This is a genomic window from Lentzea nigeriaca, from assembly GCF_016907955.1.
Classification (GTDB): Bacteria; Actinomycetota; Actinomycetes; order Mycobacteriales; family Pseudonocardiaceae; genus Lentzea; species Lentzea nigeriaca.
Genome location: NZ_JAFBCX010000002.1, coordinates 107,581 through 128,106, shown reverse-complemented (window position 1 = coordinate 128,106; position 20,526 = coordinate 107,581). Strand labels below are relative to the sequence as shown.

Sequence of the window (20,526 nt, the reverse complement as noted above, 5' to 3'; positions counted from 1 at the left end):
CCACATTTCATGCGGGACACTCGACGGTGTGACTCGCACCTGGTCCACTCCCGCCCCGCTCGTCGCCGGCGCGTGGGTGCTCGCTGCACTGCTCGCCGTCGCCACGATCCTCGCCGACGACAACGCGGGCCGTCTCCTCATCGGACTGGCAACGCTGCTGGTCAGCTACCTCGCGGCGTTCGGGACGATCGCCCGGCCGCGCCTGTCGGCGGACGCGAACGGGCTCGCCGTGCGCGGGTTCGCGAGCACCACGCACCTGCAGTGGCACGAGGTGAAGGTCAAGCTGCAGACCACCCGCCGGCTCGGCAGGCAACAGCAGACATTGGAACTCGACGCCGACGACCGTCTCGTGGTGCTCACGAAACTGGACCTCGGCGCCGAGCCGGAAGAAGTCGCCGGAGTTCTGCACGCACTGCGCCCGTAATCAGTTCGGGCGACACGTCCGGGAGATCTCAGCGATGACCTCGGCCGCGGTGTCGAGCTCGGTCGCGCGCAACCAGAACATGCCGCAGAGCAGCACCACGGCGGCCACCACGGCGGCGACCTGGTAGAGGTTGCGGTTCTCCGCGGGTGCCTTGACCATCGCGAGCGTCAGCAGGCCGCCGATCACGAACCCGCCGAGATGCCCTAGCAGCGAGGCGTTGGTGAAGAGGTTCGACACCAGGTTGATGCCGACGACGACGACGATCGTGGAGATGTCCCGCCGCTGCCGCTTCCACAGGATGAGCAACGCGCCCATCAGACCGAACACCGCACCGGACGCGCCGGCGAGCTCCTGGCAGACCGTGCCGAAGTAGAACGCCGACGCACTGCCGCCGAGCAGCGACAGGAAGTACACGGCGCTGAACCGGAGCTTGCCCAGTTCCCGTTCGACGTTCTGGCCCACGACGTAGAGGAACGCCATGTTGAGCGCCAGGTGGATCAGGCCGAAGTGCATGAAGCCCGACGTGACGACCCGCCACCACTCGCCCTGCGCGGTGAGCTCCGGAACCATCGAGGTCGCCGAGAACAGGCCTGCCCGGTCGTTGTTCATCGGGCTGCCCGACTGGACGACCGTCACCACGTACGCCAGCGCGTTGAGCGCGATCAGCACCAGCGTGACGATCGGGCGGCCGTCCGACACCTCGGCGCCCACGAGCGTTCGAGCACCGCGGACCGAGCGCTTGCCCTCGTGCACGCAGTCGACGCACTGCATGCCGACCGCGGCGTCGCGCAGACAGTCCGGGCACGCCGGACGGTCGCACCTGGTGCAGCGCAGCCGGGTGGGCCGATCGGAATGACGTGCGCAGACCGGTGTTTCCGGCTCCGCTCCGATCGGCCCGTCCGGTGGCACGGGTGCGTTGCTCACGCGCGTTCGATCGTGACCCGCTCGATCTTGATGTCGTTGACCGGACGGTCGCCCGCACCGGTCGTGGTGTTGCCGATCGCGTCGACGACGTCGCGCGACTCCTGGTCGGCCACCTCACCGAAGATCGTGTGCTTGAAGTTCAGCCACGTCGTCGGCGCCACGGTGATGAAGAACTGCGAGCCGTTGGTGTTGGGCCCGGCGTTCGCCATCGCGAGCAGGTACGGACGGTTGAACGACAGTTCCGAGTGGAACTCGTCCGCGAAGCGGTAGCCGGGGCCACCGCGGCCGGTGCCGGTCGGGTCGCCGGTCTGGAGCATGAAGCCGGCGATGACGCGGTGGAACAGGGTGCCGTCGTAGAACGGGCCCGAGTTCGTGCCGCTCGCGTTCGCCTCGGTGTAGTCCTTGGTGCCCTCGGCGAGCCCGACGAAGTTCGCCACCGTCTTGGGGGCGTGGTCGGGGAACAGGTTGAGCCGGATGTCGCCCTGCGTGGTGTGCAGGGTCGCCGTCACCTTGGTCCCGACGAAGGATTCGTTGCTGTCAGCCACCACCCCATCGTGCCATCCACGGGCGCGGATGTTCAGGAAGGGGCACCATGGGGTATCTGCAGGACATCACCGGACGACAACGTGTGGAGCACAGAATGGACGAGGTGGACGTCATGACCCGTGCCGGCGAGTCCGTTGGCAAGGCTGTCGGCACCGGTCTGAAGGCCGCGCGTCAGGGTGTCGTTCGCGCTGGTCACGCCGCTGAGGTGAAGCTCGCGGAGCGTGGCATCACGGCTGACCAGGTGCGCGGTGCCCTCGTCGAGCGGGCCGACACGCTCATGAGCAAGGCGGAGGACTGGGAGAAGCAGACCCGCCGTTCCCGCAAGCGCCTCGCGAAGAAGAGCGCGAAAACGCGTGCTGACCTCATGAGTAAGGCCGAAGAAGTGCGCAAGGAAGTGAAGAAGGCGGCCAAGCACGCGCGCAAGGACGCCAAGTCGCGTGCCAAGGAGATCCGCAAGGCCGCGGCCAACATCGGTGCCGACGCCCCGAAGCGCCGCCGCTGGCCGTGGGTGATGGGTCTTCTGATCGCCGCCGCGGTGGCCGGCTACATCGCCTTGACGCGCAGGCCGGAAGAGGTCCAGCTGCAGGACGAGGAGCAGGCCCCGATGCCGGAGCCGGTCCTCAACGGGCAGGTGCCGACCCAGAAGGAACCCGTCAAGTAGGTCGCGAACTACAGCGGAACGGGTGGTCTTCCAGTCAGGAAGACCACCCGTTCGTGTGCTCGGATCGGCTGGTCGGTCAGACCGCCGTAGGCAGCTGGCCCGTCGACGAACCGAGGCTTCGCCGTTTGCCGGTCTTCGGCGCGCACAGAACCCTCACTGCAGATCAGTTGACGATCTACAGCAGGTACGCCGAACGCCCCAACGTTGTGCCAGAAACGCGTTGATCACCACAACTAGTGATCAAATTCCTCAGATCTTGAGGTTGGTGATCGCCGTCTCCGCGATGCGCCGAGCCTTGATCGACTGCTTCTGGTTGCTCGTCACGACCACCGCCGCGTCACCTTTCGAGACGGCGTAGACGACACCGGTGTCGTTGCTGACGTAGCCTCCGGTCCACCCGGCAGGCGAGCTCGCGGGCTGCGAACCGTCCGGCGCCGCCTCGTTCACGATGAGCTTTGCGACACGTGCATCCCCCACGTACACCCGAACGGTCAACTGGATCTCCGTCGCGTTGGCGTAGAAGAAGCACGCCGGATGCGGAGCGTCCGTTGACAGTTTCACTTTCGGAACTCGCTGCCCGTTCGCCTCGGCCACGAAGTTCGTCGCGAGGTACGGGCAGGCGCCGTCCTTCTCGGGCTGAGGTGCGGGCGGCACCGCCGGAGCCGCGCTGGTCGTGGTGGTGACCTGCGCGGTCGTGGTCGTGGGAACCGGCACGTTCTGGGCGACATCGGTGCCGCACGCGGCGAGGACGCCGAGCAGGGGCAGCAACAGTGCTCGTTTCATAGGAGCAACAGTCAACCAGACCCCCGCAGAAGCATGCCCGGCAGACTATGTGACTGGTCAACTTCTTACCCCTGCCGGAAGGACCATTCGCCATGCAGTTTCTGGAGCAAAGACGTGACCAGGCCTTGGCCCTGTTCCGGATCGTGATCGGCCTCTTCTTCCTCATCCACGGCGTGCAGAAGATCCTCAAGGGAACCTCGCTGCTCTCGTGGCCCGCGGGCCCCTCCAGTCTCATCGAGCTGATCGGCGGCACCCTGGTGCTGATCGGACTGTGGACCCGCTGGGCCGCACTGATCAGTTCCGGCTCCATGGCCTACGCCTACTTCGTGGTGCACCAGCCGCGCGCTCTGCTGCCGATCCAGAACGGCGGCGAGCTGGCGGCGGTCTACTCGTGGGCGTTCCTGCTGCTGGTGTTCACGGGCGCCGGCGCCTGGAGCATCGACCAGCTTCGCAACTCGTCGAAGAAGAAGGCGCTAACCAACGCCTGACGGCCGCTTCAAACGCTGAAGCCCTGTTCGCTGCGGTGCGAACAGGGCTTCAGCTATTCCGCGAGGGAGGGCGGCGATGCCGGAGGCGAGCCGACCGGTGATCCGGGGGCGAAACCCCCGGCTGGCGTCTGGGGGCTCGGCCCCAGAAAACACTTCGGGCCGAGGAGGTCTGCGCGTTCTGCAGACACTCCTCGGCCCGAGGAACGAATGGAGACGAGGGGAATCGAACCCCTAACCCCCGCCTTGCAAAGGCGGTGCTCTGCCAATTGAGCTACGTCCCCGAAGATCCGGGACGGCGGAGCCGCCCCGGAGATCAGACCGAGATCAGTCGGTGGGGGCGGTGGCCTCGCGCCACAGGTCCGCGTCGGCCTTGGCCGAACGGTTGCGCTTCACGAAGAACAGGACCGCACCGGCGACGACGACGAGTGCGATGATCTTCTTAGCCACTCTGAACCCCTCCAAAGACTGTTATGCCCCGACCTACCGGACCAGCCTACAGGCTTTTCAGGTCTTCAGCCGGGGCTCCGGAACTCACATCCGGACAGAAACGATGATGATTCGAGAGACGTTCGAATCGAGTGGGCCTAGGAGGACTTGAACCTCCGACCTCTTCATTATCAGTGAAGCGCTCTAACCGCCTGAGCTATAGGCCCTCGATCGTGTTACCCCCTTGGGGGCGACGAAGAAGACCTTACAGGATCGTCCTTCGTCGCCCCAAATCGGGGGTCACTCGCGCTCGGAGAGCGTCAACTCCAGGCCACCGGCCAGGTCCGCGGACACGTTGTAGACGAACGCGCCGACGGTCGCGAGGGCGGTGAAGAGCACGATGTTGACCGCGCCGATGATCGCCGAGACGCCGAACACGCGGCCGGCACTGATCAGCGGTTCGCCCGGCTCGTTGGCCTGGAGAAGGTCGTTCGCGGTACTGTTGATCTTGTCCCAGACACCCATGCCGTGCAGCACGCCGTAGAGCACGCCGACCGCCACGAGCCAGACGAAGAACAACGCGACGCCGAGCACCAGGGCGAGCTTGAGCACCGACCACGGGTCGACGCGCTTCACCTGGAGCGAGGCGCGGCGCGGGCCGCGGCCGGGACGGCGGGCCGACGGGGTGGCCGCGGCGGGACGCGCAGTGCTGCCCATGTTCACCGACGTGCGGCTGCTGCCCAGGCCCACCGGCACCGCCGCGCCCGTGACCGCGGGCTTCTGCACCTTCACGGTGTCCGGGTCGGTGGACGGGAACGCCGGCTCCTGCGACGGGACGGGCGGCGCGGCCGGAGCCACGTACGCCTGCGTCGAGTCCTGCTGGGCGGCCTCCGTGTCGTTCGTCACGCGCTGCCAGGGCGGCGGCGCGGAGACGACGACCGGCTCCTCCGCCACGGCGGCGACCGGCGCCACCGGTTCAGCGGCGGGAGCGGCCGGAGCGGGCGTCTCGACCGCGACCGTCTTCTCCTCGGCGACGGCAGGGGCAGGAGCCTCGGCGGGAGCGGCGGCCTCTGCCGCCTTCTCCGCCGACACGGGCTTGGTCTTGTCCTGCGCGTTCCCACCCGAGGAACCGGAGGCCGCCGGCGCGGCCGAGTCCGACTTCTCCGCGTTGTCCTTCTGCGGAGTCGGCTTGGTGATCACCGCGGTCTTGTCCGCGTCCCGACCTTCGCGGTTCTCGGGTGGAGTCACGAGCTGTCCTTAGCCTCTCGCTAGCAAGTTCCGACTACTCGGCCGAGTCGTTGGGGGTGGCTGCCTGGTCGGCGGCAGAGCCCTCCGCGGCAGACGTCTCACCGTTAGTGACGTCGCTGGGCTCGTCCGCGTTGCGTGCGACGGCGATCAAAGTGGTGCTCTCGCCAAGGTTCATCAGCCGCACGCCCTTCGTCTGCCGTCCAGCCTTGCGCACCTGCTCGGCACGGGTCCTGATGACCCCGCCGCTCGAGGTGATGGCGTAGAGCTCGTCGTCGACGTCGACGATGAGCGCGCCCACCAGCCTGCCACGTCGGCGGTCGTGCTGAATGGTCAGCACACCCTTGCCGCCACGCCCCTGGACCGGGTAGTCCTCGATCGGCGTTCGCTTCGAGTACCCACCGTCCGTCGCGACCAAAACGAACAGGCCCTCCTGGACGACGCCGACCGACAGCAGCTCGTCGTCGGCGTTGAACCGCATGCCCTGCACACCTGACGTGGCACGCCCCATCGGGCGCAGCACGTCGTCGGTCGCGTGGAAGCGAATCGACTGGCCGTCAGCGGAGACCATGAGCAGGTCGTCGTCGGCCGAGCAGAGCACGGCACCGACCAGCTCGTCGTCCTCGCGCAGGTTGATGCCGATAAGACCACCCGACCGGTTGGAATCGAAGTCGGAGAGCTTCGACTTCTTCACCAGACCCTTGCGGGTGGCGAGCACGAGGTACGGCGACACCTCGTAGTTCTTGATCTGGATGACCTGCGCGATCTCCTCCTCCGGCTGGAAGGCGAGGAGGTTCGCGACGTGCTGGCCGCGCGCGTTGCGGTTGGCCTCGGGCAGCTCGTACGCCTTCGTGCGGTACACGCGGCCCTTGTTCGTGAAGAACAGGATCCAGTCGTGCGTCGAGCACACGAAGAAGTGCTGGACGATGTCGTCCTGCTTGAGCTGCGCGCCCTGCACGCCCTTGCCGCCGCGCTTCTGCGCCCGGTAGAGGTCGGTCTTGGTGCGCTTCGCGTAGCCGGTGCGCGTGATCGTGACGACCACGTCCTCGACGGCGATCAGGTCCTCCATGGACACGTCACCGTCGAACGGAATGATCTTCGTGCGGCGGTCGTCGCCGTGCTTCTCCACGATCGCGAGCAGCTCCTCGCGCACGATGGCGCGCTGCCGCTCCGGCTTCTCGAGGATGTCCTTGAGGTCCGCGATCTCGACCTCGATCTCGGCCAACTGGTCGATGATCTTCTGCCGCTCGAGGGCGGCCAGGCGGCGGAGCTGCATCTCCAGGATCGCGTTGGCCTGGATCTCGTCGACGTCGAGGAGCTCCATCAGGCCCGTGCGCGCGATGTCCGGCGTCTCGGACCGGCGGATCAACGCGATCACCGCGTCGAGCTGGTCGAGCGCCTTCACCAAGCCGCGCAAGATGTGCGCGCGCTCTTCCGCCTTGCGCAGCCGGAACTTCGTCCGCCTGACGATGACCTCGATCTGGTGCTTCACGTAGTGGCGGATCATCTGGTCGATCCGCAGCGTGCGCGGCACACCGTCGACCAGCGCCAGCATGTTGACGCCGAACGAGTACTGCAGCTGGGTGTGCTTGTAGAGGTTGTTCAGCACGACCTTCGCCACCGCGTCGCGCTTGAGCGTGACCACGATGCGCATGCCGATGCGGCGGTTCGACTCGTCGGCGATGTTCGCGATGCCGGTGAGCTTGCCGTCGCGGACCAGAGCCGCGATGTTCTCGACCAGGTTGTCCGGGTTGACCTGGTACGGCAGTTCGGTGACGACCAGGATCGTGCGGCCCTTCGCGTCCTCGTCGACCTCGACGATCGCGCGCATGCGGATCGAGCCGCGGCCCGTCCGGTACGCGTCCTCGATGCCCGCGGTGCCGAGGATCTGGCCGTACGTCGGGAAGTCCGGCCCCTTGATCCGGGCGATCATCGCCTCGAGGGTCTCCTCGTCGGAGGCCTCGGGGTTGTCCAGCGCCCACACCACACCGTCCGCCACCTCGCGGAGGTTGTGCGGCGGGATGTTCGTCGCCATGCCGACCGCGATGCCGGAGCTGCCGTTGATCAGCAGGTTCGGGATCCGCGACGGCAGGACGGTCGGCTCCTGGATGCGGCCGTCGTAGTTGTCGCGGAAGTCGACGGTCTCTTCCTCGATGTCGGCCAGCATGTGCATGGCCAGCGGGGAGAGACGGCACTCGGTGTACCTCATGGCGGCAGCCGGATCGTTGCCCGGCGAGCCGAAGTTGCCCTGACCGTCGATCAACGGGTAGCGCATCGCCCACGGCTGGGCGAGACGCACCAACGCGTCGTAGATCGCCGAGTCACCGTGGGGGTGGTAGTTGCCCATCACGTCGCCGACGACGCGCGCGCACTTGTTGTAGCCGCGGTCGGGACGGAAGCCTGAGTCGAACATCGAGTACAGAACGCGGACGTGCACGGGCTTGAGCCCGTCGCGCACGTCCGGCAGCGCACGACCCACGATGACGGACATCGCGTAGTTGATGTACGAGTTCTGCATCTCCTGCTGGATTTCGACCGGCTCGATGCGGTCGCCCTCCGGGGGCAGGGTCGTCTCGGTCACTGTTCTCTTCCTTACTCGCCAGAAACGCCAGGGTGCCTAGGACCAAGACCGGACTAGATGTCCAGGAACTTGATGCTCTTGGCGTTGCGGGTGATGAACGAACGGCGTGCCTCGACGTCCTCGCCCATGAGCACGCTGAACAGCTCGTCGGCGGTGGCCGCGTCGTCCATGGTGACCTGGCGCAGGATCCGGTTGGCCGGGTCCATCGTGGTCTCCCACAGCTCCTCGGCGTTCATCTCACCGAGACCCTTGTACCGCTGGATGTTGTCGTCCTTGCCGAGCCTCTTGCCGGCCGCGAGGCCGTCCTTGATCAGGGCGTCGCGCTCGCGGTCGGAGTAGGCGTACTCCGGCTCGATGCGCTGCCACTTGATCTTGTAGAGCGGCGGCTGCGCGAGGTACACGTGGTTGTGCTCGATGAGCGGCTGCATGAAGCGGAACAGCAGCGTGAGCAGCAGCGTGCGGATGTGCTGGCCGTCGACGTCGGCGTCGGCCATCAGCACGATCTTGTGGTAGCGCAGCTTGGTGAGGTCGAACTCGTCGTGGATGCCGGTGCCGAGCGCCGTGATCAGCGACTGGACCTCGTTGTTCTTCAGCACGCGGTCGATGCGCGCCTTCTCGACGTTGATGATCTTGCCGCGGATCGGCAGGATCGCCTGGTACATCGAGTCGCGACCCTCCTTGGCCGAGCCGCCCGCGGAGTCGCCCTCGACGATGTAGAGCTCGCAGCGCTCCGGCTCGGTCGAACGGCAGTCCTTCAGCTTGCCCGGCAGACCACCGATGTCCAAGGCACCCTTGCGGCGCACCAGCTCGCGGGCCTTGCGGGCCGCGATGCGGGCCTGCGCCGACGACACCGCCTTGGTGACGATCGTCTTCGCCTCGTTGGGGTGGCGCTCGAACCAGTCGGCCAGGTGCTCGTTCGTCGACTTCTGCACGAACGACTTGGCCTCGCTGTTGCCCAGCTTGGTCTTCGTCTGACCCTCGAACTGGGGTTCCTTCAGCTTCACCGAGATGATCGCCGCGAGACCCTCGCGGATGTCGTCACCGGTGAGGTTGGCGTCCTTCTCCTTGAGGACCTTCTTCTCACGCGCGTACTCGTTGACCACTCGGGTCAGCGCGGCGCGGAAGCCCTCCTCGTGGGTACCGCCCTCGTGCGTGTTGATCGTGTTCGCGAAGGTGTAGACCGACGGCGTGTAGCCCGTGTTCCACTGCATCGCGACCTCGACCTGCAGGTCGTCGCCCTGCGCCTCGAAGGAGATCACCTTCTGGTGCACGGCGTCGCGTGTGTGGTTGATGTGGCGGACGAAGTCCTCCAGACCACCCGGGTAGTGGTAGACCCGCTCCTTCACCGCGGCCTTGTGGCCCTCGGCGTCGGCTTCCTCGTCCTCCTCCGAGACCCGCTCGTCGCGCAGGATGATCGTGATCCCCTTGTTGAGGAACGCCATCTCCTGCAGGCGGCGCGCGATCGTCTCGACGTTGTACTCGGTCGTCTCGAAGATCTCCGGGTCGGCCCAGAACGTGACGGTCGTGCCCGTCTCGTCGGTCGGCTCGCCCCTGCGCAGCTCGTGCGCGGGCTTCGAGTTCTCGTAGCGCTGGGTCCAGACGTAACCCTGCCGCTTGATCTCGACCTCGACGGCGGTGGACAGCGCGTTCACCACGGAGATGCCTACGCCGTGCAGACCGCCGGACACCGCGTAGGAGTCGCTGTCGAACTTGCCGCCCGCGTGCAGCACGGTGAGCACGACCTCGACGGTCGGCTTGCCCTCGACCGGGTGGACGTCGATCGGGATGCCACGACCGTCGTCGATCACCCGGACGCCGCCGTTGGCCAGCAGGGTGACGTCGACAGTCGTCGCGAAGCCTGCCATCGCCTCGTCGACCGAGTTGTCCACGACCTCCTGGACCAGGTGGTGCAGACCGCGCTCGCCGGTCGAGCCGATGTACATGCCCGGCCTCTTACGCACTGCCTCGAGGCCTTCGAGGACAGTGATCGAGGACGCGCCGTACTCATTCTTCTTAGCTGACACGGGCCTGGAGTCTCCTCGCTGATGCGGGCCGGGCCCGCACGGTGATGGGTGACGCTCCCTGTGATTCTACCGGGGCACCCCGACAGAACGGGGCCAAGGACACCTTTGATTCGGTCACAGAAGCCCTCAAGTCGCCCCGGACGGGTCAGGACGGCTGAAACGGGGGTTCAAATCCGCTGGTGAACGCTCATTGCGCCACAGAACGGCCGCTGAGGCCTTGACAGGACCTCACCCGTAGGTGTCACGCGGGCCGCGCCCAGGAACGTGCCTGGGGCCGTGTCGCCAGTTCGGAGCGTCCGGACCCTTGATCTTGAGCCGCTTCACGACGCCGTGACCGATGCCCGCGGCGATCCGCTTCAGCAGGTCGCGCTGCAGCAGGCGCAGCTGAGTGGCCCACGCCGTCGACGAAGCCTGGACCGTCAGTTCCCCGTCACTGAGCGCAATCGGTTTCGCGTGCTCGGCGACGTCCTCTCCGACTAATTTTGCCCATCGGGCGAAGACCTGGCCACCCTGGAGTTGCTCGACCCAGCCCCGGTCGGCGGCGATCCTCGACGCGATCCGCCCGATCGTCTGGGGGTCGCGGTCGTCCGGCCCAGGTCCCGACCAGCGGCGCCGGCGACGGTTCGCCGGGCGGCCCGTCGACTTGCTGCCGGGGGTGCGGCCACGGGCCTTCGCACTCGCCTTCGCGGCCTCGAGAGCGGCTCGTGCGAGGTCGGAACCCTTCAGTGGCTCACCCTCGGGTGTGAATGAACCTGTGGACAAGTCCGGATTTGTGACGGAGTTATCCACACCATCCACAGACTTGTCCCCAGATGTGTGGGCGGACACACCCGATCGAGCTACATGTTGGGGATCTGAAGCCTGTGAGTCAGACACGTCGTACCTCCCCGCCGTGCACTTCGAACCGGGCACCGCTCAGCTCGTCCGGAACGTCCTCCGCCACCGCCGCAGTGATCAACACCTGCTCGGCGGCGGCCGCGACCTTGGCGAGTTGTTGCCGCCGGCCGCGGTCGAGCTCCGCGAAGACATCGTCCAGCACGAGCACCGGTTCGATGCCGTCGACACGCATCAGCTCGTACCCTCCGAGCCTCAACGCGAGCGCGAACGACCATGACTCTCCGTGACTGGCGTACCCCTTCGCGGGGAGTTCGCCGAGGGTGAGGTCGAGGTCGTCGCGGTGCGGGCCGACGAGGCACACCCCGCGTTCGATCTCCTGCCGCCGCACCCTGTCGAGCTCGGCGAGCAACAGGTCCTCGATGCTCTCCTTGTCCTCCGGCAGCTCGCCGACACTCGACCGGTACGAGATGAGCGCCGGACGCGACTCCGGAGCGACCTCCGCGTACGCCGAGGTCACGTGGTCCGCCATGTCACGGACCAGCTTCATCCGCGCGGCCAGGAGCTCCGCGCCGTGCTTCGCGAGATGCCCGTCCCAGACGTCGAGCGTCGACAGGTCCGCCGATCGAGAATGCTTCACCGTCTTCAACAACGCGCTGCGCTGCTTAAGGACACGGTCGTAGTCGCTGCGAACACCGGCGAACCGCGGTGCGCGCAACACCAGCATCTCGTCGAGGAACCGCCGCCGGTCGCTCGGATCGCCACGCACGAGAGAGAGGTCCTCCGGTGCGAACAACACGGTGCGCAGGATCCCGAGCACATCGCGCGGACGTGGCACGGGACCGCGGTTGATCCGAGCCCGGTTCGCCTTGCCCGCCGTGATCTCGAGTTCCACGAGCAGCTCGCGGTCGTCGTTGACCACGGCCGCCCGCACGACGGCGCGCTGAGCACCGTGCCGGATCAGCGGTGCGTCCGTGGCGACGCGGTGCGAGCCCAGCGTCGCCACGTATCCGATCGCCTCGACCAGGTTCGTCTTGCCCTGACCGTTGCGCCCGACGAGCACCGACACGCCGGGCTCGAACGCCAGGTCGGCGAGCTCCCATGAGCGGAAGTCGCTGACCTGGAGGTGTCTGACGTGCACTTCCTAGCCCTGGGTGCTGCCCGAACCGGACGAGGGACCGGCGAGGTGCACCGCGTGGCCACCGAACTGGTTGCGCAGCGCGGCGACCGCGCGCATCGCGGGCGAGTCCTCCTGCCGCGACTGGAACCGCGCGAACAGCGCGGCCGAGATCACCGGGAGCGGCACCGCGTTGTTGATGCCCTCCTCGACGGTCCACCGGCCCTCGCCGGAGTCCTCGACGTAACCGCGAAGATCGTCGAGCTCCGGGTCGGACTCCAGAGCACGGACCAGCAGGTCGAGAAGCCACGACCGCACAACGGTTCCACGCTGCCACGCCGAGATGACCGCCGGCACGTTGTCCACGACGTCGGTCTTGTCGAGCAGCTCGAAGCCCTCGGCGTACGCCTGCATCAGGCCGTACTCGATGCCGTTGTGCACCATCTTCGAGTAGTGGCCGGCGCCGACCTTGCCCGCGTGCGCGAAACCTTCCTCGCGCGGACCCTCCGGACGGAGCGCGTCGAAGATCGGCATGGCCTGCTCGACGTGCTTCGCGTCGCCGCCGACCATCAGCGCGTAGCCGTTGTCGAGGCCCCACACACCGCCGGAAACACCGCAGTCGAGGTAGCCGATCTCCTTCTCCGCCAACAGATCCGCGTGGATCTTGTCGTCGGTGAACTTGGAGTTGCCGCCGTCGATCACCAGGTCGCCGGGCTGCAGCAGCTCGGACAGCTCCTTCACCGTGTTACGGGTGATCTCGCCGGCGGGCACCATGACCCACACCACGCGCGGCGCCTCGAGCTTGGAAACCATGTCCGCCAACGACTCCGAGTCGCTGACCTCCGGGTTGCGGTCGTAGCCGATCACCTCGTGACCGGCCCGGCGCACCCGCTCGCGCATGTTGAAACCCATCTTGCCGAGGCCGACGAGTCCGAGCTGCACGGTGTTCTCCCCTAAACGTTTCTCGTTACCCGGTAAGGGTTTTAGCCGGGCAGGCGAACGGGCATCAGGAGGTACAGGTAGCCCGGCGCCACGTTTCCATCCTCGTCCACCGGCTTGAGCAGCGCCGGTCGGCTGGGTGTGGTGAACGACAAGTGGACACGCGGCGTGCGGACCGCTCCGAGACCGTCGAGGAGGTATCCGGGGTTGAACGCGATCGTCACCGGGTCTCCGGTGTACTCGACCGGCAGCTCTTCCTCGGCGGAACCCTCGTCGTCGCCACCGGCGGACAGGCGCAGACCGCCGTCGACGAACTCGAGCCGGACCTGGGTGCCGCGCTCGGCGACGAGCGACACGCGCTTGATCGCCTGCTGCAGCGCGTCGATGTCGATGATCGCCGCGGCGGAGTGCTCGCTCGGCAGCAGCTGGCGGTACTTCGGGAAGTCGGCATCGAGCAGGCGGGTCGTCGTGCGCTTGCCGGACCCGGACAGACCCAGCAGGCCGTCGTTCGCCGCGAGCGACATCTCGACCTTGCCGCCGGACGAGCCGAGCGTCTTGGCCGCGTCGCCGAGCGTGCGGGCGGGGACGAGGACGGCGACCTCGCCGAGGGAGGCGTCCGGCTCCCACGGGAACTCGCGCATCGCGAGCCGGAAGCGGTCGGTGGCGACGAGGGTCAGCTTGCCCTCGCCGATCTCCACGCGGACACCGGTCAGCATCGGGAGGGTGTCGTCCTTGCCGGCCGCGACGGCGACCTGGGAGACGGCCTCGCCGAAGACCTCGCCGGGAAGCTCACCGATGAGCTGCGGCATCGACGGCAGCGCCGGGTAGTCCTCGACCGGCATCGTCGGGAGGCTGAACCGCGCGCTGCCACAGCTGATCATCATGCGAGCGCCGTCGACGGCGATCTCGACGGGGTGGTTCGGCAGCGCCTTGGTGATGTCGGCGAGCAACCGGCCGGAGACCAGCGCGCGGCCGCCGTCGGCGATCGTCGCCGGGACGCCGACCTGGGCGGAGACCTCGTAGTCGAAACCGGAGACCGTCAGCGAATCGTCCGACTCCGCGTCGAGCAGCACGCCGCCCAGCACGGGGACCGGCGGGCGAGACGGAAGGCTGCGGGCGACCCAGGCGACAGCGTCAGCGAGGCCGTCGCGTTCGACGCGGATCTTCATGAGGCGTCCTTTCCTCGACAGTCGACAAGCCCAACCACGACAACATGCCAGTGGGGGTTAGGGAGCCTCGCCTCGGCCTGACCCGAGGTGCGGAGCAACCACGTTAGAGCGTCCTGGCCCTTCCCGTCACTTCGGGGTTCGGGCACCGATCCCTGGGAGCTGTCCCCCGCTGTTTTGCTTTTGAAGTTCTTCTTGGAAGAGATCAACAGCAGTAACAGTAGGGGCTGTGGATTGTGTGGACTGGTGTTAAACGCGCAGGTCGGGACACCATCGTCCATGTGGACTAAGGGGGGATGGCACCCGGGGACAGATCGGCGCACCCGGGGACAGCCGGTTGTGCACACCTCCCGATCCACAGATCGTCCACAGTTGTCCCCGGGTGCGTCCCCGGGTGCGGGGCAGTTGTACCCGGGTGTTCAACAGGCATCTGTGGCCAGATCGTGGCCGGGGCCACAAGTTTTTCTGGTTGTCCCCACCCCTTCGAGTGCGGCGGGCGAACAGTAAGCCCCTCCACGTGTCCGGCCACCCTCGACTCCACCCGGGTTCGAGCGCGCGCGTACGTGCCGTGCGTGCCGGTTCCCAGGTGCGGCTCGTTGCGGGCGAACGAAAAAGGGGCCCTCCGCGGCGGAGGGCCCCTTTTTCGTTGCTACCCGGGTCGGATCAGGGCGCGTGGCGAGCGCGCTGCTTGATCCGCGACGTCAGTTCCTGGACCTGGTCGTAGATCCGGCGGCGCTCCGCCATCTCCTTGCGGATCTTCTTGTCCGCGTGCATCACCGTCGTGTGATCGCGGCCGCCGAACGTCTGCCCGATCTTCGGCAGCGACAGGTCGGTCAGCTCGCGGCACAGGTACATGGAGATCTGCCGCGCCTGCGCGAGCGCCTTCGTCTTGCCGGGGCCGCAGAGGTCGTCGATCGTCACGCCGAAGAACTCGGCGGTGACCGCCATGATCGTCGGCGCGGTGATCTCCGGCGCGTGCGAGTCCGGGATCAGGTCGCGCAGCACGATCTCGGCGAGCTGGACATCGACGGGCTGGCGGTTGAGCGACGCGAACGCCGTGACGCGGATGAGCGCACCCTCCAGCTCGCGGATGTTCCGCTCGATCCGGGCGGCGATGAACTCCAGCACCTCGGCAGGGGCCGCGAGCCGGTCCTGCGCCGCCTTCTTGCGGAGGATCGCGATCCGGGTCTCGAGCTCCGGCGGCTGGATGTCCGTGATCAGACCCCACTCGAACCGCGTGCGCAGGCGGTCTTCCAGCGTCTCCAGCCGCTTGGGCGGCCGGTCGCTCGACACCACGATCTGCTTGTTCGTGTTGTGGAGCGTGTTGAACGTGTGGAAGAACTCCTCCTGCGTACCTTCCTTGCCCTCCAGGAACTGGATGTCGTCGACGAGAAGAACGTCGATGTCCCGGTAGCGGCGCTGGAAGGCGACCTTGCGGTCGTCGCGCAGCGAGTTGATGAAGTCGTTGGTGAACTCCTCGGTCGACACGTACCGCACGCGCATGCCGGGGAACAGGCGCTGGGCGTAGTGCCCGACGGCGTGCAGCAGGTGCGTCTTGCCGAGGCCGCTCTCACCCCAGATGAAGAGCGGGTTGTAGGCGCGGGCGGGCGCTTCGGCCACCGCGACGGCGGCGGCGTGCGCGAACCTGTTCGACGCGCCGATGACGAACGTGTCGAAGTTGTACTTCTCGTTCAGCCTGGTCTGCGACGGCGACGGGTTGGCGGGCCTGGTGAACGGGGTGCCGCCGTTGGACGGTGCGCCACCGGCGGTGTTCGCCGTGTTGAAGGTCGGCCAGATCTCGGTGACGGCGGCGAGCGCGTCGCCGGCTTCGTCGACCTCGTCCGAGTCGGAACCCTCCGCGGCCGTGTCGGTCGTGACGGCCTCATCGGTGAGAACGGGCACATCGCCGTTCGGGATCCCCGGCACCGGCTGGACCGACTGCACCGGGATCGGAGTGGTCGGCGGGCTCACCGGTTCCGGCGAGTCGACCTTCACCGCGAGCGAGACCGTGCGGCCGAGCCTGCGGGAGAGAGCGTCGGTGATCGGGTCGCGCAGGGCGCGTTCGATCGCCTCTTTCGCGAAGTCGCTCGGAGCAGCGAGCAGAGCCGTTCCATCCAGCAAACCGATCGGACGGGTGACCCTCATCCACGCGCGCTGCTGAGGGGACAGGTGGCTCGTGGCGAGCTCCTGCACCACCTCGGCCCACACGAGACCAAGATCGACCTGCTGGTTCGACACCTCCGCGCTCCCCTCCCCTCCACCGGAGCCCATGACTCCACACGTGGACACGGAGAATAGAGGCATCCACAGAGTTATCCACAACTGTGCACTAAACGGTGCGTTGTGTTGCCGGTACCGTGGCGGCTCCCTCGCCAGCTCCGGCATGCGCGAGGGAAGAACGGTAACAAGGCCCGCCACGCCTCACAAGACGTGGCATCGGGCACCCCGATTTGGTCGCGGCACCCGGGGGTGCGTACCCTCGTACGAGTCTCCCGCTTGCGACGGGCGCCTTTCGCGCGCCTACGTCCACTGCCGTCGGGGACAACCACATGGCTTTGTCAGCAGTGAAGCACCGGGAGAACCGACCGTGAGCAAGGGTAAGCGCACCTTCCAGCCCAACAACCGCCGCCGCGCGAAGACGCACGGCTTCCGGCTGCGCATGCGCACCCGCGCCGGCCGCGCCATTCTGGCCGCGCGCCGCAGCAAGGGCCGTGCCCGCCTGTCCGCCTGATCGCGGCTGGTAAGCGCAGCGTCGTCGTGCTTCCACCGGCCGCCCGGCTCACCCGCAGCCAGGACTTCGGCCTGGTGGTCCGCCGAGGCCGCCGCGCCGGACGACCCCGGTTGGTCGTCCACGCCTTGACGCCTGACGTGCCCACCTTGGATTCGTCCAAGGTGGGCTTCGTCGTGAGCAAGGCAGTTGGCAACTCTGTGGTCCGCCACCGCGTCTCCCGGCGTCTGCGCCACGTGGTGCGGGCTCAGCTCGAGTCGTTGCCGCCGGGAACTCTCGTCGTCGTACGAGCGTTGGCACCGGCAGCCGAGGCGTCGAGCTCGGAACTCGCCGCCGACCTCTCTTCCGCTCTGCGCAAGGTGCTGCGATGACCACGTTGCCCGCGAAGGTCGCGCTGCTGCCGGTGCACTTCTACCGGCGCTTCATCTCACCGCTGCTGCCGCCCACGTGCCGCTTCTACCCCAGCTGCAGCGCGTACGCGGTGGAAGCGCTGACCGTCCACGGCGCGCTGCGAGGAACCTGGCTGACGATCCGCCGGTTGCTGCGCTGCGGACCCTGGCACCCTGGAGGCCTGGACCCCGTTCCGCCGAGGCGGCAGGTCCCCGACGTATCCACCGAGGAGTAGCTCCGTGCTCAACTTCATCTACTACCCGGTGTCCTTCATCTTGTGGTGTTGGCACTGGGTCTTCGGCCACATCTTCGGTGAGTCGAGCGGATTCGCCTGGGCGCTGTCCGTGATCTTCCTGGTCTTCACCCTCCGCGCCATCCTCTTCAAGCCGTTCGTCGGCCAGGTGCGCTCCATGCGGCGGATGCAGGAGTTCGCCCCGGAGATGCAGAAGATCAAGAAGAAGTACCCGAACGACCGCCAGCGCCAGGCGCAGGAGATGCAGAAGCTGCAGTCCGAGCACGGCGTGAACCCGCTCGGCGGCTGCCTGCCGATGCTGGTGCAGATCCCTGTGTTCATCGGTCTGTTCCACGTGCTGCGCTCGTTCAAGCCGGGCTGGGGCGAGGTCTACTACTTCGACGCGAGGGGCGTCGAGTCGTTCGTCAACGCCAAGCTCTTCGGTGCGAACCTCTCCACCTTCATCTCGATGCCGGCGGAGCAGCTCGCGCAGTTCGGCACCGACCGCACGAACGTGATCCTGGTGTCCGTGCCGCTGATGATCGTGGCGTCCATCGCGACCCACTTCACGGCCCGCCACTCGGTCGCCCGCCAGAACCAGGCCGCGCTGGACAACCCGCAGACGGCCATCATGAACAAGCTGACGCTCTACATCTTCCCGCTGGGCGTCCTCGTCGGTGGCTTCTTCTTCCCCGTCGCGATCCTGCTGTACTGGCTCTCCAACAACGCGTGGACGCTCGGCCAGCAGCACATCGTCTACAAGCGCATCGACGCCGAGGAAGAAGAGAAGAAGGCCACGGCCGCCACCACCCGCCAGGCCCTCGCCCCGAAGCCGGGCGCGAAGCCGGTCAACCCGAAGAAGCCCGCGCCCGGTGCCAAGCCCGCCAACGGTGCCAAGCGGATGCCGACCGCCGGCCCCGGCGGCTCGTCTTCTTCGCCCTCGTCGGACGCCGCCAACGGCAGCTCCAACACCGAGATTCCCGGTCTGATCTCAGGCCGATCCACCAGCAAGAAACCGGGCAACAAGAAGCGCCGCTGATTTCGGGCGTTCGCCCCGGAGAGGAGACATCGTGTCGGAGACCTTGCAGGCGACCGACGTGGAGGCGTCGTCGTCGGACGAGGCCGAGCCGCAGTCGCAGAGCAAGACCGAGGACCTGCTCGTCCAGGAAGGCGACATCGCGGGTGACTACCTCGAGCGCCTGCTGGACCTGCTCGACTACGACGGCGACATCGACCTGGACGTGGAGGGCGGCCGCGCCGTCGTCAGCATCGACGGCGGCGAGGATCTGGCGAAGCTCGTCGGCCCCCGCGGCAACGTCCTCGAATCGCTCCAGGAGCTCACCCGCCTCGCCGTGCAGCAGGAGACGGGCGTTCGTTCCCGTCTGATGCTGGACATCGCGCAGTGGCGTGCTGGTCGTCGTGCGGAGCTGGCCGAGCTCGGTCGCTCCACCGCCGAGAAGGTGCTGGCGTCGGGTGAGCGTGCTCGCCTGCACCCGATGACGCCGTTCGAGCGCAAGGTCGTGCACGACGCCGTCGCCGCGATCGCGGGCGTGCACAGCGAGAGCGAGGGTGAGGAGCCGCAGCGGCGGGTCATCATCTTCCCCAAGCCCTGACGGCTGCTGCTTCACCAAACGGCCCCTGGTTCCCGTGGCGGAACCAGGGGCCGTTTGCTTGTCACTGTTCCACGTGAAACCGAGCGGCCCACCAGTCGGCCAGCCACTGCTCCTGCTCCCCCGTGTCCGGCACGGGGAAGCCGCGCGCCTCCGAGATGAGCCGCCACACCTCGGCTGGCTCCACTCCGTCCATCGCCAGGAGCAGACCGGCCAGCAACGACGACCGCCCGATGCCGGCCCAGCAGTGGAACACCACATGCGCGCCTTTCCGGTAGAGCCCGTAAAGCGACGCGACCGGCTCGACGATCTCCGACCCGAGCGGTGCCGTTCGATCCTCGATCGGCACACAGACGAACTGCAGCCCGGCCGCGGTGGCCACGGCAGCCTGTTCCTCCAACTCGCACTCGACCCGTTCCTCGTCGGTCTGAGCGGAGACCAACACGTCGACTCCGAGCCGGCGCAGTCCCCGGACGTAGGGCTCCAGCAGAGCGCCGCCCGGCGGATGAGCCATCGTCGAGATGGTTCCGGGGCCCTCGTACGAGACCGTGTAGATGGTTGGGCGCAACTTTTCCCCCAAGTTTCACGTGAAACGGCGCTCAGGATTTGGCGGAGCGCACGGTCGATCCGTCATGATGGTGCCCTGGCATTCGCCAGCTTTTCCACCGGCCGCCGGAACGTCGCCGCCGCGTGGTTTCACGTGAAACGCTCACGGACGGAGAACATGGCCGGGGAGTTGCCCGACAACGCGAAGCTCGTCTTCGGTGAGCACGTTGACCGTGCCGCCGAGTTCGTCAGGCTCCTGCAGGAGCACGGCGTCGAGCGCGGACTCATCGGTCCTCGCGAGGTCGACAAGATTTGGGATCGGCACGTGCTCAACTCGGCGGTGATCGAGGAGCTGTTCCAACGGAACGAGCGCGTCGTCGACGTGGGCTCGGGAGCGGGGCTGCCGGGTGTGCCGCTGGCGATCGCGCGGCCCGATTTGAGGATCACCCTCCTGGAGCCGATGGCACGCCGCATCGCGTGGCTCGAGGAAGTTGCCGAGCGCCTGGATCTCGACAACGTGACGGTTCTCCGCGGACGTGCGGAGGAAGGGCCGATCCGCGCTCAGCTGAAGAACTGCGACGTGGTGACCGCTCGGGCGGTGGCTCCGTTGGAGAAGCTCGCGAAGTGGTGCCTTCCGCTCCTCAAGGGTGGCGGACGGATGATCGCGCTCAAGGGCGAGCGCGCGCAGGAGGAACTGGATCGCGACGGGATCGCCGTGGAACGCGCTGGGGGCGTCAACGGCAGGGTCGTCGTCGTGGGAGCGGACGTACTTGAGGTGCCGACGACGGTACTGATCGTCGAGCGCCAGACGAGGAGGGATCGGTGAGCGTGTACCCGGAGTTCCAGGCAGCCGATGTTCCAC

The 20,526-nt window shown here is 67.3% G+C and carries 21 protein-coding genes, 2 tRNA genes and 1 pseudogene; 9 read left to right on the top strand and 15 right to left on the bottom strand.

The annotated features are described in order from the left end of the window. Nucleotides 1-28: 28 nt before the first annotated feature. A complete protein-coding gene (locus tag JOD27_RS06865; protein ID WP_307829961.1) occupies nucleotides 29-424 on the top strand; it encodes a PH domain-containing protein in 396 nt (131 codons plus the stop codon). On the opposite strand, the gene JOD27_RS46465 is transcribed toward JOD27_RS06865, so the two are convergent. Both JOD27_RS46465 and JOD27_RS06855 read right to left on the bottom strand, forming a co-directional pair. Next, entirely contained in the window at nucleotides 425-1,348 is a 924-nt protein-coding gene (locus JOD27_RS46465) for a rhomboid family intramembrane serine protease (RefSeq protein WP_307829960.1), read from the bottom strand. Further along, on the bottom strand, nucleotides 1,345-1,893 hold the full coding sequence (locus JOD27_RS06855) for a peptidylprolyl isomerase (RefSeq protein WP_204761294.1): 549 nt from the start codon (nucleotides 1,891-1,893) through the stop codon (nucleotides 1,345-1,347). The genes JOD27_RS46465 and JOD27_RS06855 overlap by 4 nt, the downstream gene beginning before the upstream one ends. A 47-nt stretch (nucleotides 1,894-1,940) precedes the next feature. Here JOD27_RS06855 and JOD27_RS06850 point away from each other — a divergent pair, with 47 nt between their 5' ends. Further along, nucleotides 1,941-2,555, top strand: coding sequence for a hypothetical protein (locus JOD27_RS06850; RefSeq protein ID WP_204761293.1), 615 nt, complete (start codon nucleotides 1,941-1,943; stop codon nucleotides 2,553-2,555). Nucleotides 2,556-2,804: 249 nt separating this feature from the next. On the opposite strand, the gene JOD27_RS06845 is transcribed toward JOD27_RS06850, so the two are convergent. Next, a complete protein-coding gene (locus tag JOD27_RS06845) occupies nucleotides 2,805-3,338 on the bottom strand; it encodes a DUF2020 domain-containing protein (RefSeq protein ID WP_204761292.1) in 534 nt (177 codons plus the stop codon). Between the two features lie 92 nt (nucleotides 3,339-3,430). Here JOD27_RS06845 and JOD27_RS06840 point away from each other — a divergent pair, with 92 nt between their 5' ends. Then, nucleotides 3,431-3,826, top strand: coding sequence for a DoxX family protein (locus JOD27_RS06840; RefSeq protein ID WP_204761291.1), 396 nt, complete (start codon nucleotides 3,431-3,433; stop codon nucleotides 3,824-3,826). A 208-nt stretch (nucleotides 3,827-4,034) separates the two neighbouring features. On the opposite strand, the gene JOD27_RS06835 is transcribed toward JOD27_RS06840, so the two are convergent. From JOD27_RS06835 to dnaA, 11 genes and pseudogenes are all read right to left on the bottom strand, one after another. Beyond that, nucleotides 4,035-4,107, bottom strand: a tRNA-Ala gene (locus tag JOD27_RS06835). Nucleotides 4,108-4,153: 46 nt separating this feature from the next. Then, nucleotides 4,154-4,273 (bottom strand): annotated as a pseudogene (locus tag JOD27_RS44615) (DLW-39 family protein); the annotation flags it as partial. 132 nt (nucleotides 4,274-4,405) lie between these two features. Next, nucleotides 4,406-4,479 (bottom strand) — tRNA-Ile (locus tag JOD27_RS06830). 73 nt (nucleotides 4,480-4,552) lie between these two features. Next, the gene (locus JOD27_RS46460; protein WP_372441679.1) at nucleotides 4,553-5,224 is read right to left on the bottom strand and encodes a DUF3566 domain-containing protein; all 672 of its coding nucleotides are present in this window, start codon (nucleotides 5,222-5,224) and stop codon (nucleotides 4,553-4,555) included. A gap of 310 nt (nucleotides 5,225-5,534) precedes the next feature. Then, the gene (gyrA, locus tag JOD27_RS06820; protein ID WP_204761289.1) at nucleotides 5,535-8,078 is read right to left on the bottom strand and encodes a DNA gyrase subunit A; all 2,544 of its coding nucleotides are present in this window, start codon (nucleotides 8,076-8,078) and stop codon (nucleotides 5,535-5,537) included. Between the two features lie 53 nt (nucleotides 8,079-8,131). Further along, on the bottom strand, nucleotides 8,132-10,102 hold the full coding sequence (gene gyrB, locus JOD27_RS06815) for a DNA topoisomerase (ATP-hydrolyzing) subunit B (protein WP_204761288.1): 1,971 nt from the start codon (nucleotides 10,100-10,102) through the stop codon (nucleotides 8,132-8,134). Between the two features lie 228 nt (nucleotides 10,103-10,330). Beyond that, nucleotides 10,331-10,864 carry a DciA family protein gene (locus JOD27_RS06810; protein ID WP_239566640.1) on the bottom strand — a complete coding sequence of 178 codons (534 nt, stop codon included), beginning with the start codon at nucleotides 10,862-10,864 and terminating at the stop codon, nucleotides 10,331-10,333. A 106-nt stretch (nucleotides 10,865-10,970) separates the two neighbouring features. After that, the gene (gene recF, locus JOD27_RS06805) at nucleotides 10,971-12,077 is read right to left on the bottom strand and encodes a DNA replication/repair protein RecF (protein ID WP_204761287.1); all 1,107 of its coding nucleotides are present in this window, start codon (nucleotides 12,075-12,077) and stop codon (nucleotides 10,971-10,973) included. 3 nt (nucleotides 12,078-12,080) lie between these two features. Next, nucleotides 12,081-12,995: a phosphogluconate dehydrogenase (NAD(+)-dependent, decarboxylating) gene (gene gnd / locus JOD27_RS06800; protein WP_204761286.1), complete on the bottom strand. Its 915-nt coding sequence runs from the start codon at nucleotides 12,993-12,995 to the stop codon at nucleotides 12,081-12,083. A 41-nt stretch (nucleotides 12,996-13,036) separates the two neighbouring features. Next, the gene (gene dnaN, locus JOD27_RS06795) at nucleotides 13,037-14,161 is read right to left on the bottom strand and encodes a DNA polymerase III subunit beta (protein WP_204761285.1); all 1,125 of its coding nucleotides are present in this window, start codon (nucleotides 14,159-14,161) and stop codon (nucleotides 13,037-13,039) included. Between the two features lie 660 nt (nucleotides 14,162-14,821). Next, nucleotides 14,822-16,396: a chromosomal replication initiator protein DnaA gene (dnaA, locus tag JOD27_RS06790; protein ID WP_204761284.1), complete on the bottom strand. Its 1,575-nt coding sequence runs from the start codon at nucleotides 16,394-16,396 to the stop codon at nucleotides 14,822-14,824. 349 nt (nucleotides 16,397-16,745) lie between these two features. Between dnaA and rpmH the strand changes: the two genes are divergently transcribed. From rpmH to JOD27_RS06765, 5 genes are read left to right on the top strand one after another with little or no spacing between them, the layout of a single operon-like run. After that, the gene (gene rpmH / locus JOD27_RS06785) at nucleotides 16,746-16,889 is read left to right on the top strand and encodes a 50S ribosomal protein L34 (protein ID WP_090060594.1); all 144 of its coding nucleotides are present in this window, start codon (nucleotides 16,746-16,748) and stop codon (nucleotides 16,887-16,889) included. 26 nt (nucleotides 16,890-16,915) lie between these two features. After that, nucleotides 16,916-17,257, top strand: a complete 342-nt coding sequence (gene rnpA, locus JOD27_RS06780) for a ribonuclease P protein component (protein WP_204761283.1) — start codon at nucleotides 16,916-16,918, stop codon at nucleotides 17,255-17,257. After that, entirely contained in the window at nucleotides 17,254-17,511 is a 258-nt protein-coding gene (gene yidD, locus JOD27_RS06775) for a membrane protein insertion efficiency factor YidD (protein ID WP_030465621.1), read from the top strand. Before rnpA ends, yidD begins: the two co-directional genes overlap by 4 nt. Nucleotides 17,512-17,515: 4 nt before the next feature. Beyond that, a complete protein-coding gene (yidC, locus tag JOD27_RS06770; RefSeq protein ID WP_204761282.1) occupies nucleotides 17,516-18,547 on the top strand; it encodes a membrane protein insertase YidC in 1,032 nt (343 codons plus the stop codon). Between the two features lie 58 nt (nucleotides 18,548-18,605). Further along, the gene (locus JOD27_RS06765) at nucleotides 18,606-19,121 is read left to right on the top strand and encodes a Jag family protein (protein WP_372441678.1); all 516 of its coding nucleotides are present in this window, start codon (nucleotides 18,606-18,608) and stop codon (nucleotides 19,119-19,121) included. A 61-nt stretch (nucleotides 19,122-19,182) separates the two neighbouring features. Here the strand turns inward: JOD27_RS06765 and JOD27_RS06760 are convergent, their stop codons facing one another. Beyond that, the gene (locus JOD27_RS06760) at nucleotides 19,183-19,632 is read right to left on the bottom strand and encodes a protein-tyrosine phosphatase family protein (RefSeq protein WP_204761280.1); all 450 of its coding nucleotides are present in this window, start codon (nucleotides 19,630-19,632) and stop codon (nucleotides 19,183-19,185) included. A gap of 210 nt (nucleotides 19,633-19,842) precedes the next feature. Here JOD27_RS06760 and rsmG point away from each other — a divergent pair, with 210 nt between their 5' ends. Next, the gene (gene rsmG / locus JOD27_RS06755; protein ID WP_204762004.1) at nucleotides 19,843-20,490 is read left to right on the top strand and encodes a 16S rRNA (guanine(527)-N(7))-methyltransferase RsmG; all 648 of its coding nucleotides are present in this window, start codon (nucleotides 19,843-19,845) and stop codon (nucleotides 20,488-20,490) included. The last annotated feature ends 36 nt before the right edge of the window (nucleotides 20,491-20,526 follow it).